At 60.8% G+C, this 16,360-nt stretch carries 15 protein-coding genes; 6 read left to right on the forward strand and 9 right to left on the reverse strand.

Going from position 1 to position 16,360, the window contains the following annotated elements; genetic code table 11:
* Positions 1-5: 5 nt before the first annotated feature.
* The 4 genes from ABDX87_RS17175 to ABDX87_RS17190 form a co-directional block, all read right to left on the reverse strand.
* Positions 6-755, reverse strand: coding sequence for a methyltransferase domain-containing protein (locus ABDX87_RS17175; RefSeq protein WP_346828958.1), 750 nt, complete (start codon positions 753-755; stop codon positions 6-8).
* Positions 752-1,057: a nucleotide pyrophosphohydrolase gene (locus ABDX87_RS17180; RefSeq protein WP_341960132.1), complete on the reverse strand. Its 306-nt coding sequence runs from the start codon at positions 1,055-1,057 to the stop codon at positions 752-754. The genes ABDX87_RS17175 and ABDX87_RS17180 overlap by 4 nt, the downstream gene beginning before the upstream one ends.
* A 218-nt stretch (positions 1,058-1,275) precedes the next feature.
* Positions 1,276-2,133 (reverse strand): MaoC family dehydratase, encoded by an 858-nt coding sequence (locus ABDX87_RS17185; protein ID WP_346828959.1) that lies wholly within the window; start codon positions 2,131-2,133, stop codon positions 1,276-1,278.
* Positions 2,134-2,182: 49 nt separating this feature from the next.
* Positions 2,183-3,538, reverse strand: coding sequence for a 3-oxoacyl-ACP reductase (locus ABDX87_RS17190; RefSeq protein ID WP_346828960.1), 1,356 nt, complete (start codon positions 3,536-3,538; stop codon positions 2,183-2,185).
* Between the two features lie 104 nt (positions 3,539-3,642).
* Here ABDX87_RS17190 and ABDX87_RS17195 point away from each other — a divergent pair, with 104 nt between their 5' ends.
* The 3 genes from ABDX87_RS17195 (at position 3,643) to ABDX87_RS17205 (ending at position 7,055) form a co-directional block, all read left to right on the forward strand.
* Positions 3,643-4,920, forward strand: a complete 1,278-nt coding sequence (locus ABDX87_RS17195) for an acetyl-CoA C-acetyltransferase (protein WP_346828961.1) — start codon at positions 3,643-3,645, stop codon at positions 4,918-4,920.
* Between the two features lie 189 nt (positions 4,921-5,109).
* Complete coding sequence (locus tag ABDX87_RS17200) at positions 5,110-5,916, forward strand: AraC family transcriptional regulator (protein ID WP_346828962.1); 807 nt, start codon at positions 5,110-5,112, stop codon at positions 5,914-5,916.
* 245 nt (positions 5,917-6,161) lie between these two features.
* The gene (locus ABDX87_RS17205; protein WP_346828963.1) at positions 6,162-7,055 is read left to right on the forward strand and encodes a PA4780 family RIO1-like protein kinase; all 894 of its coding nucleotides are present in this window, start codon (positions 6,162-6,164) and stop codon (positions 7,053-7,055) included.
* Between the two features lie 53 nt (positions 7,056-7,108).
* Here ABDX87_RS17205 and cueR read toward each other — a convergent pair whose 3' ends face one another.
* From cueR to ABDX87_RS17220, 3 genes are all read right to left on the reverse strand, one after another.
* Positions 7,109-7,510, reverse strand: coding sequence for a Cu(I)-responsive transcriptional regulator (gene cueR, locus ABDX87_RS17210; RefSeq protein ID WP_346828964.1), 402 nt, complete (start codon positions 7,508-7,510; stop codon positions 7,109-7,111).
* Positions 7,507-9,717, reverse strand: coding sequence for a heavy metal translocating P-type ATPase (locus ABDX87_RS17215; protein ID WP_346828965.1), 2,211 nt, complete (start codon positions 9,715-9,717; stop codon positions 7,507-7,509). The genes cueR and ABDX87_RS17215 overlap by 4 nt, the downstream gene beginning before the upstream one ends.
* A gap of 76 nt (positions 9,718-9,793) precedes the next feature.
* The gene (locus ABDX87_RS17220) at positions 9,794-10,174 is read right to left on the reverse strand and encodes a hypothetical protein (RefSeq protein WP_346828966.1); all 381 of its coding nucleotides are present in this window, start codon (positions 10,172-10,174) and stop codon (positions 9,794-9,796) included.
* 168 nt (positions 10,175-10,342) lie between these two features.
* On the opposite strand from ABDX87_RS17220, the gene ABDX87_RS17225 reads away from it, so the two are divergent.
* Complete coding sequence (locus ABDX87_RS17225; RefSeq protein ID WP_346828967.1) at positions 10,343-10,540, forward strand: heavy-metal-associated domain-containing protein; 198 nt, start codon at positions 10,343-10,345, stop codon at positions 10,538-10,540.
* A 147-nt stretch (positions 10,541-10,687) separates the two neighbouring features.
* Here ABDX87_RS17225 and ABDX87_RS17230 read toward each other — a convergent pair whose 3' ends face one another.
* Both ABDX87_RS17230 and ABDX87_RS17235 read right to left on the reverse strand, forming a co-directional pair.
* Complete coding sequence (locus ABDX87_RS17230; protein WP_346828968.1) at positions 10,688-12,547, reverse strand: DUF4105 domain-containing protein; 1,860 nt, start codon at positions 12,545-12,547, stop codon at positions 10,688-10,690.
* 81 nt (positions 12,548-12,628) lie between these two features.
* Positions 12,629-13,117: a DUF3015 domain-containing protein gene (locus tag ABDX87_RS17235; RefSeq protein ID WP_346828969.1), complete on the reverse strand. Its 489-nt coding sequence runs from the start codon at positions 13,115-13,117 to the stop codon at positions 12,629-12,631.
* A 278-nt stretch (positions 13,118-13,395) separates the two neighbouring features.
* Between ABDX87_RS17235 and ABDX87_RS17240 the strand changes: the two genes are divergently transcribed.
* Together ABDX87_RS17240 and ABDX87_RS17245 are read left to right on the forward strand one after the other, a co-directional pair.
* Positions 13,396-15,828, forward strand: a complete 2,433-nt coding sequence (locus tag ABDX87_RS17240) for a Lon protease family protein (RefSeq protein ID WP_346828970.1) — start codon at positions 13,396-13,398, stop codon at positions 15,826-15,828.
* A gap of 185 nt (positions 15,829-16,013) precedes the next feature.
* Positions 16,014-16,346, forward strand: a complete 333-nt coding sequence (locus tag ABDX87_RS17245) for a hypothetical protein (protein ID WP_346828971.1) — start codon at positions 16,014-16,016, stop codon at positions 16,344-16,346.
* Positions 16,347-16,360 lie beyond the last annotated feature (14 nt).

The following is a 16,360-nucleotide window of genomic DNA, read 5'->3' on the forward strand; positions in this document are numbered from 1 at the left end:
TAGCCTCAAACAGGTCGGCACATCCAGTGCAGATAACGTCCCAGTCCGGCAAAACTTGGGTGACGTCGATGCGCGAGCTCCATTTCCAGTAAATCTGCGAGCTCGGCTTTCGCCTGAAACTCCACCGGCATGTAATCGTGGAAAACACGAACGCCACTCTGGGTTTCGACCTGCCACTGACCTTCAAGTTGCGCTGCTAATTCGCGGGGATCAAGAGGTTGTTGCGGGGTCAGGCTCTGTTTTTCACCGGCCAGGGTGTTTCGGCGCATTTTCTTGAAATGGCCTTTGAGCAGATTGCGGTAGATCAGCGCGTCGCGGTTGTAGAACGCCAGCGACAACCAGCCGTCGGCTTTGGTCAGTTGATGCAGCGCAGGCAGGATCGTATGAGGCTCGGCCAGCCACTCCAGCACCGCATGGCAGAGCACCAGATCGTAGGGCTCGGTCAACTTGCCGGGCAGGTCCTGCCATGGCGCTTGAATGAACGTGCCCGATTGACCCGCTTCGTCAAAGCGCTGGCGCGCACCCTCAAGCATCGGCTCAGCAGGTTCAGCCAGCGTGACGTCATGGCCACGCTCGGCCAGCCACAACGACATGTGACCCAGACCCGCGCCGATGTCCAGCACGCGCAAAGGGCGATCCGGCAGGCTTTCCTTCAGGTCCGCCTGCAACACCGCCAGACGGATCGCGCCTTTTGCGCCGCCGTAGATTTTCTCGGCGAAGCGCGTCGCCAACTGGTCGAAATGCCGATCGCTCATTTGCTGAACCGCCGTTCGCTGTCCGCCAGCTTGGCGCGAACCACTTCATTCATGTCCAGGCCCAGTTCGCTGCACATCAGCAGCAAATACAAGACGATGTCACCCACTTCCTGGCCTGCATGCGCCAGCTCGTCAGCCGGCAACTGACGCGACTGGTCTTCGGTTTTCCACTGGAAGATTTCCACCAGTTCAGCCATTTCCACGCTGGCCGCCATCGCCAGGTTCTTCGGGCTGTGAAATTGCCGCCAGTCGTTGGTGTCGCGGATGCGATGCAGGCGTTGAGTGAGTTCGTCGAGGTTCATGTGCGGGTCTCCTGAAGGTGCGTAGCTTCAGGGGGATGGTTGGCGGAATCAAGTGGAGCTGGTGTGAAACTGTAGGAGCGTGGCTTGTCCCGCGATCGACGGGGAATCCGTCGCGAAATCTGCAAACGCGGCTTGTCTGGCGCTGCCAAGGCGTATGGACTTGCGACGGGTTCCCCGCCGATCGCGGGACAAGCCACGCTCCTCCATAGATAACCCTTTCACTCCGACGCTGGCTGCCAGCTTCCTACCATATGCACGATCCCTTCTTTGCCCTCGACCTTCAATTGCCCGTGGGAGCCGGCGGCGCAGGCGGATAGCGTCAATTCGCTCGGCAAGCGCACCGGCTTCTGGAATTCCACGCAGATGTCCACATTCGACGCGGGCAGATGGTCTTCCAGTGCCGCCAACGTTCGGCTTTTGATCCACAGACCGTGGGCGATGGCCGTGGGGAAACCAAACAGCTTGGCGCTGGCATCGCTCAAGTGAATGGGGTTGTAATCGCCGCTGACCTTGGCGTACTGCCGACCGATATCGGATGGCGCATACCAGGTCGCCAGTTCGGTCATCGGCAACGGCGCCGGCTCATACGCGCCTTCCACTTCGCCTTCAATCTGCACGCCTCGACAAAGCATGGTGCTGTGCTCTTCCCACAGCAGCCCCAGCGCATCCTCGATCTGTGTAATCAAGCTGAACGTCGCGCCTTTGGCATGAGGCTTCAGATCGGCGACCCGCACGCTCACCTGGGCCTTGATCACGCTGCCCAGCGGGCGACGAATGCTGATGCGGTTTTGCAGATGCACCAGTCCCAGCAACGGGAAGGGGAAATCCTTGTCGGTCAGCAACTTCATTTGCAGCGGAAACGCGAGCACATGGGGGTAAGTCGGCGGTAACAGGCTGCTGGGAACGAACCCGCAGACTTTAGAGAATGCATTGACCTTCTCGGGATCGACCGACACCCAGCAACGCAGGCCTTGGTCAGGCAAGTGCGTGCCATTGACCTTGCGCCGCAAGGCGGCCTGCATGAACAAACCGGGCAGCGCCGGTGGAGCATCCAGATAACGCCAATGTGCACTCATCGAAATTCTCCCGTGTTCATTCTCTTGAACCCCGCCAAGCTTAGAAGGCTCAGGCACCGATGACGCTTTGTCCACAGACCCGCAATACCTGACCGCTTACCGAGCCTGAGCCCGGCTGGCTCAGCCACGCCACCGCCTCGGCGACATCCTGAGGCAGGCCGCCCTGACCCAGCGAGCTCATGCGGCGACCCGCTTCACGCAGGGCAAACGGCATATGCGCAGTCATGCTGGTTTCGATGAACCCCGGCGCGACGGCGTTGATGCTGATGCCGCGTTCTTTCAGCAACGGCGCCAATGCTCGCGCCAGTCCGATCAGACCGGCCTTGCTGGTGGTGTAGTTGGTTTGCCCGCGATTGCCTGCCAGGCCGCTGATCGACGCCATCAGGATCACGCTGCCGTTGTCGTGCAGTGCGCCCGCCTCGATCAAGGCCTGAGTCAGGACTTGAGGGGCATTGAGGTTGACGTTCAGCACCGAATCCCAGAAATCTACGGTCATGTTGGCCAGGGTTTTATCGCGCGTGATGCCCGCGTTGTGGACCACGATGTCGAGCCCGCCCGGAATCCGTTCGATCAACTGTGTCGCGGCATCGGGCGCGCAGATATCCAGCACCACTGCCTGACCGCCCAACCGAGCGGCCAGCGCCTCGAGGTCGGCCTTGGCCTGTGGGACGTCCAGCAGCACGATGTCGGCGCCGTCCCGTGCGAGGGTTTCGGCGATGGCGGCACCAATCCCGCGGGCAGCGCCGGTGACCAGCGCCTTGCGTCCGGCCAGCGGACGACTCCAGTCCTGAACTTTGGCCTCACATGCGCTGAGGCGAATCACTTGCCCTGAAATGAACGCGCTTTTGGGCGACAGGAAGAACCGCAGCGCGCCTTCCAGTTGATCCTCGGCACCGTCCTCGACCTGCAACAGCTGAACCGTACCTCCGTTGCGCATTTCCTTTGCCAGCGAGCGGCTGAACCCTTCGATGGCCTGCTGCGTGCTGGAGGCCAGCGGATCGCTCAGGGAGTCCGGGACGCGCGCCAGAATCACGATGTGCGCGCTGGGCGCCAGATGACGCAGCACAGGCTGAAAGAATTCACGCAGTTGGCCCAGTTGGTCCGTTTGCAACAGCGCGGTGGCGTCGAACACCACGGCTTTGATCTTCGAGCCTTGTTCGCCGGTCCATGGGTGTGCGCCACTGACGTCGCTGCCGAAACTGAACAACAGGTCTGTCATGCGCGGCGCAAACCCGCTGACGCGCTCGGCCAGGGGACCTCCGCTCAACAACAGCGCGCCTTCAACCGGGCGCAGGCGACCCGCTTGCCAGCGCTCCAGACGAGCGGGCGCAGGCAGACCTACCGCCCCGACCAATCGGCGGCCGATGTCCGAGTTGACGAAGTCAATGTAGCGATCAGATGCCATGGAACACTCTCCTTGAGTCGGGGTTCAAAGCAGTGGACCACACTCGCCTTTAGAAAGTCCTACGCTCTTCAGTTAAGCAATCCACACGAGAAAGGGAGATTTCAATGAGTCAGACACGCCGCGTGGCCATCATCGGAGGGAATCGGATTCCGTTCGCCCGTTCCAACGGGCCTTACGCCACCGCCAGCAATCAGGACATGCTGACCGCCGCACTGGAAGGCCTGATCGAGCGCTACAACCTGCATGGCCTGCGCATGGGGGAAGTGGCGGCCGGCGCGGTACTCAAGCATTCCCGGGACTTCAACCTCACGCGCGAATGCGTGCTGGGCTCGCGGCTGTCCCCACAAACACCGGCGTATGACATCCAGCAAGCGTGCGGGACCGGACTTGAGGCGGCATTGCTGGTCGCCAACAAAATTGCGCTGGGGCAGATCGAATGCGGCATCGCCGGCGGCGTCGACACGACCTCCGATGCGCCGATTGGCGTCAACGAAGACTTGCGGCAGATCCTGCTGCAGGTCAATCGCAGCAAAACCACGGCCGACAAGCTCAAGGCGTTGACGCAGTTGCGCCCGCACAACCTCAAGCCGGAATTGCCGCGCAACGGCGAGCCGCGCACGGGGTTGTCGATGGGGCAGCATTGCGAGCTGATGGCGCAGACCTGGCAGATTCCCCGGGAGGCGCAGGATCAACTGGCGTTGGAGAGTCATCAAAAGATGGCCGCCGCCTATGCGCAAGGCTGGCACAGCGATCTGATCACCCCGTTTCTGGGACTGACCCGCGACAACAACCTGCGGGTCGATGCCAGCCTGGAGAAGCTCGCATCGCTCAAGCCAGCCTACGAACGCAGTGCCAAGGGCACATTGACGGCTGGCAACTCCACGCCGCTGACCGATGGCGCCTCGCTGGTCCTGCTGGCGAGTGAAGACTGGGCGCGTGAACGTGGCCTCCCGGTCCTGGCCTACTGGCGCGACGGCGAGGCAGCGGCAGTGGATTTCGTGCGCGGTGAAGAGGGTTTGTTGATGGCGCCGGTGTATGCGGTGCCGCGTCTTCTGGGCCGCAACGGACTGACCTTGCAGGACTTCGATTACTACGAAATCCATGAGGCGTTCGCGGCACAGGTGCTGTGCACCTTAAAGGCCTGGGAGGACGCGGATTACTGCAAGACCCGGCTGGGGCTCGATGCGCCATTGGGATCGATTGATCGCAGCAAGCTCAATGTCAAAGGCAGTTCGCTTGCGGCAGGGCATCCATTCGCCGCCACCGGCGGACGCATTGTCGCCAACCTGGCGAAGCTGTTGAGCGTGGCAGGGCAGGGACGCGGCCTGATTTCGATTTGTGCAGCGGGCGGGCAGGGCGTCACGGCCATTATCGAGCGGTGATGGTGTGAAGTGTTGCCCGCGATCCTGTCGGAGCGAATTCAGTCGCGAGAGGCGGGTTCAGTCGATAGATATTGATTGTTTGAAACATCCCGTCGCCAATGAATTGTTCCCGGCGGGATTGAAGCAGCTCCGACTGGAGGGCGCCCACGCTGCAACGTAAACTGCCGCTTCACGACACAAGGCCTGCTCATGCCGACCAACGGACACCGCCCCTCTCGTAACGCCGACACCCAGCGCCTTATCCCGGCGCTGGCTGATCTGCCCACGCCGCTCTATGCCCGCGCCGAAAGCCTGAGTGCCGGATCGTGGACCCCGACTCACCGTCACGACTGGGTGCAGTTTTCCTACGCGATCAGCGGCGTGCTGGGCGTACACACCGAGCAGGGCAGCTTCTTCGCACCGCCGCAATGGGGCGTGTGGATTCCGGCCGGGCTGGATCATGAGGTGGTCACCTCAACGCGTGCGGAAATGCGCAGCCTGTACGTGCGCACGCAGGATTCTCAATGGGCGCCGAACCGATGCCGGGTCCTGGAAGTCACGCCGCTGGCCCGTGAGCTGATCAAGGCGTTCTGCCTGCTTCCCGCCGATTACCCTCAGCACGACAGCCACGAATCACGCCTTGTTAACGTCTTGCTCGATCAGTTGGCGAGTTTGCCGGAAGTGGGCTTCTCCCTTCCCTTGCCTCGTCATGCCCGATTGCTGGCGCTGTGCAACGAGCTGGTGGACGACCCTGGGCAGGCCGTCACGCTCACCGAATGGGCGTCACGCCTGAACATGTCGGAAAAAACGCTGATGCGTTTGTTCCAGCGCGAGACGGGGCTGAGCTTTCGGGGTTGGCGTCAGCGAGCCAGGCTGTTGGCTTCGCTCAATGCCTTGGAAGAGGGCGAAAGCGTGACCAGCGCCGCGCTCAATTGCGGCTATGACTCCACGTCGGCGTTCATTGCTGCATTCAAGGGGCTGTTTGGCTTCACGCCGGGCGAACTGTTCAGAAACTGAAGGCGCTGTCCTTTATCCGATTGGCCGTTCGTCGATCTGTCCGCCCGGTGCGCGCAGGCCTCGGTTTAGGGCGGTGGGGCCATGCTGCAGCCCGGCATGAAAGGTGCTTGGATGAATTCAGGGAACGTATGGTTTGCAATTGAATCCATGACTGCATTCCATCTCCCTCTACTCGCTGGCAGAGGATTGCCGTATAACGAGCAACAATCGCGTGTTTGGCAACGAAGGACCCACAATAAAAGCTGATGAAGACTCCAAAACGCATTGAACCCCTGATCGAAGACGGTCTGGTAGACGAGGTGCTGCGTCCGCTGATGAGCGGCAAAGAGGCAGCTGTTTATGTGGTGCGCTGTGGCAAAGAGCTGCGGTGCGCGAAGGTTTACAAGGAGGCCAACAAACGTAGTTTCCGTCAGGCTGCGGAGTACCAGGAAGGACGTAAGGTCCGTAACAGTCGCCAGGCCCGCGCCATGGCGAAAGGCTCGAAGTTTGGTCGCAAGGAAACCGAGGACGCCTGGCAGAACGCCGAAGTCGCGGCCTTGTTCCGGCTGGCCAACGCGGGTGTCAGGGTGCCTAAACCGTACGACTTCCTTGAAGGCGTGCTGTTGATGGAGATGGTCTCGGATGAGTACGGCGATGCGGCGCCGCGTCTGAATGACGTCACGATGGAGCCTGATCAGGCGCGCGAGTATCACGCGTTCCTGATTCAACAAATCGTGCTCATGTTGTGTACCGGTCTGGTGCACGGTGACCTTTCCGAGTTCAACGTGCTGTTGTCGCCAGACGGCCCGGTCATCATCGACTTGCCGCAAGCGGTCGACGCCGCCGGTAACAACCACGCGTTCAGCATGCTGGAGCGTGACGTCGGCAACATGGCTTCGTATTTCGGGCGCTTTGCGCCGGAATTGAAGCAGACCCGGTACGCGAGGGAGATGTGGTCGTACTACGAGGCCGGCACGTTGTCGCCTGCCACGGTCTTGACCGGTGTATTCGCCGATCCGGACGACGTTGCCGATGTGAACAGTGTGCTGCGTGAGATCGAAGCGGCGCAACGGGATGAAGCACGACGTCAGGCCGCACGCACGGCAGACGATGCTCCGCCCAACAAAACCGAAGAACCGCCTCCGCCCTGGATGCAGTGATCGGTTAAACGAAAACCCGGCTTCGGCCGGGTTTTTTGTTGTTTGCGCAGGGCTTAATGGCAACACCCTCCCGACTCCAGATCCTTGAGGATCGGGCAGTCCGGTCGATCATTTCCCTGACAGTGCTCGACCAGATCCTGCAATGTGTCCCTCAATCCCGCGAGTTCTTCGATCTTCTGATTCAGGTCGATGATGTGTTTGTGCGCCAGCGCTTTCACATCGGCACTGGCCCGACCTCGGTCTTGCCACAAGGTCAGCAGTTTGCCGACCTCTTCCAGCGAAAAACCCAGATCCCGTGAGCGTTTGATGAACGCCAGGGTGTGCAGGTCGTTGCTACCGTAGACGCGGTAGCCGCTGTCGGTGCGGGTCGCGGCCTGCAGCAAGCCGATGGACTCGTAGTACCGAATCATTTTCGCGCTCAGACCGCTGCTTTTCGCGGCTTGGCCGATGTTCATCGCGCCTCTCCTTCATCCTGCTGTGGATCGGTCATTTTCCAGGTTTTCAACAGCAGGGCGTTGCTGACCACGCTCACGCTGGACAGCGCCATGGCAGCGCCTGCCAGCACCGGGTTCAACAGGCCGAATGCGGCCAGCGGAATGCCGATCAGGTTGTAGACGAAGGCCCAGAACAGGTTCTGCCGAATCTTCGCGTAGGTCCGGCGGCTGATATCGAGTGCTGCGGGAATCAGGCGTGGATCGCCGCGCATCAGCGTGATGCCCGAGGCGTGCATCGCCACATCGGTGCCGCCACCCATCGCGATGCCGATGTCGGCTGCCGCCAGCGCAGGCGCGTCGTTGATGCCGTCGCCGACCATCGCCACCACGCCCGTTTTCTTGAGCCTCATCACGGTCGCGGCTTTATCGGCCGGCAAGACTTCGGCGTGGACATCGGTAATGCCCAGCGCGTTGGCCACGGCTTTGGCGCTGCCCCAGTTGTCGCCGGTCAGCAGGTGACTGCTGATGTTGCGTCGGGTGAGTTGTTCGACCGCTTGTGCGGCGCCAGGCTTGAGTGTGTCGCCGAACGCGAACAGTCCGAGCACCTGTCGCTGCGGGCTAACCTCGATCAGCCACGACAACGTGCGGCCTTCGGCCTCCCACGCCTTTGCGTGATCGGCGAGCGCACCCAGGCTCAGGTCGCTTTCGTCCAGCAGGCGCCGGTTGCCCAGCGCCAGATCGCGACCCTTCCAGGTGCCGGCAATCCCACGCCCGGCGAGCGACCGGCTATTGCTGACGTCATCCGGTATCAAGCCGCGCTCGTTGCACACGTCCAGCACGGCTTTAGCCAGTGGATGTTCGCTGCCGCGCTGCAACGCGCCCGCCATCTGCAGCAGGGCGTCTTCGTCGCCGTTCAAGGCCGCCATGTGCGCGATGCGAGGTGCGCCGGAAGTCAAGGTGCCGGTCTTGTCGAACACGACGGCGGTGACTTCATGCGCGCGCTCCAGCGCTTCAACGTCTTTGATCAGGATGCCATGGCGAGCCGCGACGCCTGTACCGGCCATGATCGCGGTGGGCGTCGCCAGACCCAGTGCGCAAGGGCAGGCGATCACCAGGACCGCCACGGCGTTGATCAAGGCGGCTTCCAGAGAGGCGCCTGCCAACAGCCAGCCGACCACGGTCACCACGGCCAGGAGCAACACAACCGGGACGAACACCTGGCTGACTTTATCCACCAGCTTCTGGATGGGGGCCTTGGCGGACTGTGCGTCCTCAACGAGGCGGATGATGCGCGCCAGCACGGTTTCGGCGCCCAAGGCCTGAGTGCTGACCAACAAGCGTCCCTCGCCATTGATCGCGCCGCCGGTGACCTTGTCGCCCGGTCGTTTGGGGATCGGCAGGCTCTCGCCGCTGATCAGGGCTTCGTCGGCGTGGCTCTGGCCTTCGATCACTTCTCCGTCCACCGGAAAACGTTCACCGGGTTTGACCAGCACCAGGTCGCCGACTTTCAGCGCGCTGATGGCGACATCGTGTTCCTGCCCATCGATGACCTGAATCGCGCGTTCAGGGCGCAACGCCTCAAGCGCCCGGATGGCGCTGGCGGTCTGGCGTTTGGCACTGCTTTCCAGGTATTTCCCAAGGAGTACGAGCGCGATGACCACGGCCGACGCTTCAAAGTACAAGTGCGGCATGCTGCCCGGCGCTGCCATCAGCCACTGATACGCGCTCAGGCCATAGCCCGCGCTGGTGCCCAGGGCGACGAGCAGGTCCATGTTGCCCGCGCCGGCTCGTACGGCCTTCCACGCGGCCACGTAGAAGCGCGCACCCAGGAAAAACTGCACCGGTGTCGCCAGCAGAAACTGCACCCACGCGGGCTGCATCCAGTGCACGCCCAATGGCTGCAGCAGCATGGGCAGCACCAGTGGCACCGCCAGGACGATCGCCAGCACCAAGTGCCAGCGTTCGCTGTCATGGCGTTTTTGCTGGTCGGCCTCCTGAACGGAAGGGTCCTGTTCCAGACTCGCGCCATAACCGGCTTTGTCGACCGCGGCGATCAAACTGGCTGGATCGATCGGCTCGGCGACTTCCACGTGAGCGCGTTCATTGGCGAGGTTAACGGTGGCGTTTGTAACGCCGGGGACTTTACGCAAGGCGCGTTCGACGCGACCCACGCAACTGGCGCATGTCATGCCGGTAATCGGCAGGTCGAACGTATTGGGGCTGGGCATGGCTGGGTACTCCTTGAAGGCGATTGCCAGCAAGGATCAACCTTGCCACGTTGGCAAGGTCAAGTCCTGATTTGCATCAATAATTCAGGTCAGCTTTTTTGAGGTACATGCCGTTCGGGCCGGAGGCAATCCGGTATTTAAGGACATCGCCGGCGTTGATGTGCAGGCGGGTATTGTTCTGCGCTTCGATGCCGGGCGAGCAACCGGGCATCTGGCCGGGCAACACGCGCAGGCGCAGTGACAGATCGCCTGCGGGCAAGTTGAAGGAGCGCGACTCTTCCTGGAACAGACGACCTACCAGCTGATCCTGCATGTAGATACCAATCTCGCAGGACGTGGCCACTTCCAGCCGCTCGCGGGAAATGATGAGTACGCCGTAGTCCTGATCGGCCTGAGCCCAGGATGCGGAAGCCAACAGGCCGATAAAACCTGCGATGCGAAAGGCTGACCAGCGCATTGCCGATTCTCCTGATATTCGTTGATGAAACACTTTGGCTCAGGAAATCGCGGAATACCAGCCCGGCAGATGCACGAGAAACTTGACCTTGCCACGGTGGGAAGGTCGAACATGGCGACGTCCCGCTGTTTCACCCCGTGAGCAGCCACTCAACCGAGGAGTCATCACATGCAAGTATTCAACGTTCAAGGCATGACCTGCGGGCATTGCGTCCGCGCCATTACCAACGCGATCAAGGGTGAAGACCCGGCTGCCGACGTGCAGATCGACCTGGCCAAAGGCGAGGTCAGGGTGCAGAGCCAGTTGGCGAGCGAGCAGGTGATTGGGCTGATCGAGGAGGAGGGGTACAGCGCGAAGGTAGTTTGAGTGCGGATAACGGAACACGCTGCATTGACTGTAGGAGTGAGCTTGCTCGCGATTGCAATTTGCCAGATACATCATCGGTGAATGACCTGACGCATTCGTCGGAATGCCGCCCAGACCAAGCGCGCTCCTACAGATTAACGTTCCTGATCAATAGTGATACCACTTCAACTCAAGCATCACTTCGTTCACCGGCGACGTCAGCTGGCTGAATTCCCTTTGCGCGCTGAGCCGCAGCCCCAGATTACGCGACAACTCCCACTGCTGATTCAAGCTGATATTGCGGCGGACTTCGCCGTTGGTGAAGTAGTCGCCTTTGGTTTCCAGGCTGAAATTGCCCAGCGGATTGCGCCACAGAACCCCGGTATTGAAACCGGCGGCAGGTGACACGAGCGCGTCGAAGTCATTGTTGTGCTCGATCCGGACCGTGCCCAGCGCAAAGCCCAACAGGTCGTCGCCCAGTTTCCACGTTCCGCCTGCGCCTCCGTTGACGTGGCTGACCAGATTCTCGTCGCCATGCTTGCCCAGCACCCGCTCCAGCCCGCCCGCCACTTGCCACGACCATGGCTGCAGCAGCTCGTTGCGAGGGGTCAGCGAGCGAATGGTCGCCAGGTCCAGTTGCTGAACTTGCCAGCGACTGTCTTCGTACTGACGCAGCTTGAGCTGAAGAATCTCGATCTGCGCGCCCAGCGGGAAGCCATACGCATTGTCGTTGAGGTCGTGATACGCCATGCGCAAGCCGTATTCGGCGAACGCCTTGTCATCCCGCGTGCCGGCGCCCAGTTGCCAGGTACGTGACTCATGGCCTTCTTCCGGCAAGCCGGGACGCTCGATTTCCAGTGCCGGTGGCGGATTGGTGCTGATTGCACGCAGCAAGTCATAGCTGCGCTGCGAACGCACCGGGTCGCGCTCCAGACCGTTGGCGCGGTAGCGCTCCAGCCGATAGGCAGCGTCCTGAATCAACGCGCGTCGGTCTTTGGGCACCGCGAGGTATTCAGGGCTCTGCATCTGTTGCTGATCAGCGCTGACTTTCAGCACCCATTGTTTTTCATCATGGTTCAGCGGCTCGGCGCGGCTAAGCAGCTCGCGCTCCCTCGAAGGCCGATAGTCGATCTTCTCCACAAGCCCGGCTTCCTTGACGGCGCGCACGGTATCGGTAGGGATCGCGGTCAGGCGGAACTGCGGCGTCAGGTTCAGGCTGGGGCGCGCGACCTGCAACAGTTCGAGCAGGCGATAGGAGCAGTTTTCGTCGAAGAAGAAATAGCCGAAGCGGATCTGTTTGAGTTCCCACACGTGCTCGACCATGCGACGGGTTTCTTCCGGCGTCAGGTTCAACCGGTATTCCCACAGATCGCGGTTTTCCAGGCTGCGGTACTCAGAGAGTTTTTCCTGATACGGCACCAGCGCGAACAGCCCCGGATAGCCACCCATCAGGCCTTTCCAGGCGTACAGGATGCTGTTGTCGGAGCCTTCGATGTAGGCGCCGAAGTTGATCGCATAGCTGAGCAGGGCGGTCTTGTTCGCCTCTACGCCTGCCTGATCGATGCGCAGCAAGGTGTGGCCGAACATGGATGACGGGCTGTTGAGGTACGCGGCGGGGAAAATCATCACCGTGCTGTCGGGGGCGACGTCAGAGAACCATTTGTTGAATTCTTTGCAGTCGACGGCGGGCAGGTCAGTCAGCTTCAGCTCGTCGCGCAGAAAACGGGTGCGGGAGGGATAGACGCACTGTGGATGAGAGTCTTCCTTGCCCTGAACGACAGGGCGATAGATCGCCTCAAGCGTGGCGGCCAGTTCGGCCTTGGGGTCATGGGCGCCGTTAACGGCGAGGAAGAATTTCGGGTCGTCGACATAGCTGCGCCAGCCACCGAGTTTCCCGGCTTCATAATGGCCTATGGCGACCCAGAATCTGGAATCGGCCAATTGCTGCAAACGATCATCTTCGACGTGAGGCGCGGCATACAGCGGGGCGCAGACACAGAGCGCCAGCCAGGCAAGGCGTTTGAGCATAGATTGGCAACTAATCAGGTAGAGGGAAGCTAAACGAAAGCGTTGGAAACCTGCCTTCCGAAGAAGGCAGGGTGATCGTATTTAAGCCTGAGTTGCGTATTTGGCCAACGTCGGATCGTTCTTCAGTACGTCGAGGGTGTTGGTGTGAACGTCTTCAGCGGTGGCGTCTGCCTTGTTGAAGATCTGCTGGTAGTGGTCATGGGTGACTGCGGCGAAATGCGCACGGTCTTGCGGTGCAACGCCCAGTACGACCGCATAGGTCGTCAGTGCTTCGCCCTGGCCCATCGCCATGTCTTTGGAGAGCTCGTCCATCATGCCATTCATGGCAATCCAGGATTTACCGCCGTAGGTCAGGGCGCTGTTAGTGGAGCAGCCGTTGGTGCCTGAGGTCATGCCGAACGTGGCGTTACCGGAGGTGCCGTTGGTGGTGGAAGCGAGGAAGTGGGCGGGGGTACCGCGTTGACCTTCGAACAGCATGTTGCCCCAGCCGCAGTCTGGGCCGCCAGGGGCTTGAGCCATGGCGTTGATGGACACAGCGGCGAAGAGAGTACCAAGAAGAATCCGTTTCATAGCTTTAGTCTCTGTTGTTTCAACCAAGGGTCGGATCCTGGCCAGTACTGGCGCCAGGGAGGGCCGGCTATTTAATTTGTTACCGGCCGCGCAGCTTGGAGTTTAGGCACGATCTGAACGTTCCGTGGTTTATTACGGTTAGTTGTATATAGTCCGCCGCCCTCTCGGCGCGCGGCCGCTTCGCAGGCAGAAAATTTTCCGGTGGTTCTTGCCTTGCCAGTCTGGTGCGGCGAGCGCCAGAATGCCCCCATCTGCCCCGCCTGATGTAAGGATGTCCGATGCCCGATCCTGTTGCTGCCAGCTTGCGACTTGCGCCTGAAGCGCTGACCCGTCCCTTTTCCGCTGAACAGTTCAGCTTCACGACAACCAACGATCTGGAACCCTTTCGCGGCGTGCTCGGCCAGGAACGAGCAGTCGAGGCTCTACAGTTCGGGGTCGCCATGCCGCGCCCTGGCTACAACGTGTTCGTCATGGGAGAGCCCGGCACCGGTCGCTTCTCCTTCGTCAAGCGCTACCTCAAGGCCGAGGCCAAGCGCATGCAGACCCCGTCCGACTGGGTCTACGTCAACAATTTCGATGAATCACGCGAGCCGCGTGCACTGGAACTGCCGCCGGGGAGTGCCAGTTCGTTCATCGCCGACATCAACGGGCTGATCGACAACCTTCTGTCGACGTTTCCGGCCGTTTTCGAGCATCCGTCTTACCAGCAGAAGAAGAGCGCCATCGACCGCGCCTTCAACCAACGTTATGACCGGGCGCTGGACGTGATCGAGCGCCTTGCCCTGGAAAAAGACATCGCGTTGTACCGCGACAGCAGCAACATCGCCTTCACGCCGATGCTGGACGGCAAGGCGCTGGACGAGGCCGAGTTCTCGCAGTTGCCAGAGGCTGACCGTGAGCGCTTCCACACCGATATCTCAGCACTGGAAGAGCGCCTGAACGAAGAACTCGCCAGCCTGCCGCAGTGGAAGCGCGAGTCCAGCAACCAGATGCGTCAGCTGAATGAAGAGACCATCATTCTGGCCTTGCAGCCATTGTTGGCGCCGTTGTCCGAGCAGTACGCGGAAAACGCCGCCGTCTGCGCGTACTTGCAGGCGATGCAGGTCAATTTGTTGAAAACAGTGGTCGAGCAACTGGTCGATGACAGCAAGACCGATGCTCAGGCGCGCAAGCTCCTGGAAGAACAGTACTGCCCGAGCCTGGTCGTCGGTCACTCGGCCAGCGGCGGAGCGCCCGTGGTCTTCGAGCCACACCCGACCTACGACAATCTGTTCGGCCGTATCGAATACAGCACCGATCAAGGCGCGCTGTACACCACGTATCGCCAGTTGCGTCCGGGTGCGTTCCACCGGGCAAACGGCGGCTTCCTGATTCTGGAAGCTGAAAAAATGCTCAGCGAGCCGTTCGTATGGGACGCGCTCAAGCGTTCGCTGCAATCGCGCAAACTGAAGATGGAATCGCCGCTGGGCGAACTGGGCCGCATTGCCACGGTGACGCTGACGCCGCAGACCATCCCGTTGCAGGTCAAGGTCATCATCATCGGCGCCCGCTCGCTGTACTACACGTTGCAGGACCTCGATCCGGACTTCCAGGAGATGTTCCGGGTACTGGTGGATTTCGATGAAGACATCCCGATGGTCGACGAGAGCCTGGAGCAGTTCGCCCAATTGCTCAAAACCCGGACCTCGGAAGAAGGCATGGCGCCGCTGACCGCCGATGCGGTAGCGCGTCTGGCGACCTACAGCGCGCGTCTGGCCGAACACCAGGGGCGTCTCTCGGCCCGTATTGGCGATCTGTTCCAACTGGTGAGCGAGGCGGATTTCATTCGCAGCCTGGCCAACGACGAGCGGACCGACGCCGGTCATATCGAACGGGCGCTGAAAGCCAAGGCCACGCGCACCGGTCGCGTGTCGGCCCGCATTCTGGATGACATGCTCGCCGGGATCATCCTGATCGACACCGCAGGCGCGGCGGTGGGTAAGTGCAACGGCCTGACGGTGCTGGAAGTCGGCGACTCGGCGTTTGGGGTGCCCGCGCGGATTTCTGCCACGGTGTACCCGGGCGGCAGCGGTATCGTCGACATCGAGCGTGAGGTCAACCTCGGTCAGCCGATCCACTCCAAGGGCGTGATGATCCTCACCGGTTACCTGGGCAGTCGGTATGCACAGGAATTCCCGCTGGCGATTTCCGCGAGCATCGCGCTGGAGCAGTCTTACGGTTATGTGGACGGCGACAGTGCGTCGTTGGGTGAGGTCTGCACCTTGATTTCCGCGTTGTCGAAGACACCGCTCAAACAGTGCTTCGCGATCACGGGTTCGATCAACCAGTTCGGTGAAGTTCAGGCAGTCGGCGGGGTCAACGAGAAGATCGAAGGCTTCTTCCGGCTGTGTGAGGCTCGGGGTCTGACCGGCGATCAGGGCGCGATCATTCCGCAGGCTAACGTCGCCACGCTGATGCTCGATGAAAAGGTCTTGCAGGCCGTGCGTGCCGGACAGTTCCATGTCTACGCCGTGCGTCAGGTCGATGAGGCGCTGAGTCTGTTGGTGGGCGAGCCGGTGGGCGAGGCTGACGAAGAGGGTCAATTCCCTGAAAACTCGGTCAACGGTCGAGTGGTGGATCGCCTTCGCGACATCGCCGAAATGCTCAGCGAAGAGGACCTCAAAGAGCTCGAAAAAGAGGCGCCACAATTACAACCGGAACTGAAAAGTTGACGGTTTGACGTCAACTAATCGGGGCGTCTGATGGCCAAATGACCATTCGGCGCCCTTTTTGTTTTCACTCTTTTCCTACAGGGTATTTGTTCGATATTGTCGTGTTGCAGCAGTTGTCAAATGGACTGACGCATTTCCGAAAGCGGTTCGAGGGAATGAATACTGCACTCAATGAGGAGCTCGCCATGCCGCGCAGCCTCTGTCTTACTCGCCAATGTCTGGGTCTGGTGACCCGTATCGAATGTGTGGTTCGCCCGCTGTCCGGCGATAACGGTATGTGGACCTTGCTGTTCGCTGCCGGGATGTCCGGAGAACAACCTTCTGCGCTCAAGGCTCAAGGGCCTTTTCATGGTCCGGTCGCCGCTGAGTCGGTGCTGGATGCCATTGCCGAGAGTCTGGCGTTGCATGGCTATCAGACCGCAGAAGAAATACCGATCTGGAGCCTTCATCTGCAAGGTGAATTACGACGGATCAATGGTGATTCATCCCACAGTCAGCGAACTTTCCCTGTTAACTGACAGGCACTAACGTC

Source organism: Pseudomonas abietaniphila (assembly GCF_039697315.1).
Classification (GTDB): domain Bacteria; phylum Pseudomonadota; class Gammaproteobacteria; order Pseudomonadales; family Pseudomonadaceae; genus Aquipseudomonas; species Aquipseudomonas abietaniphila_B.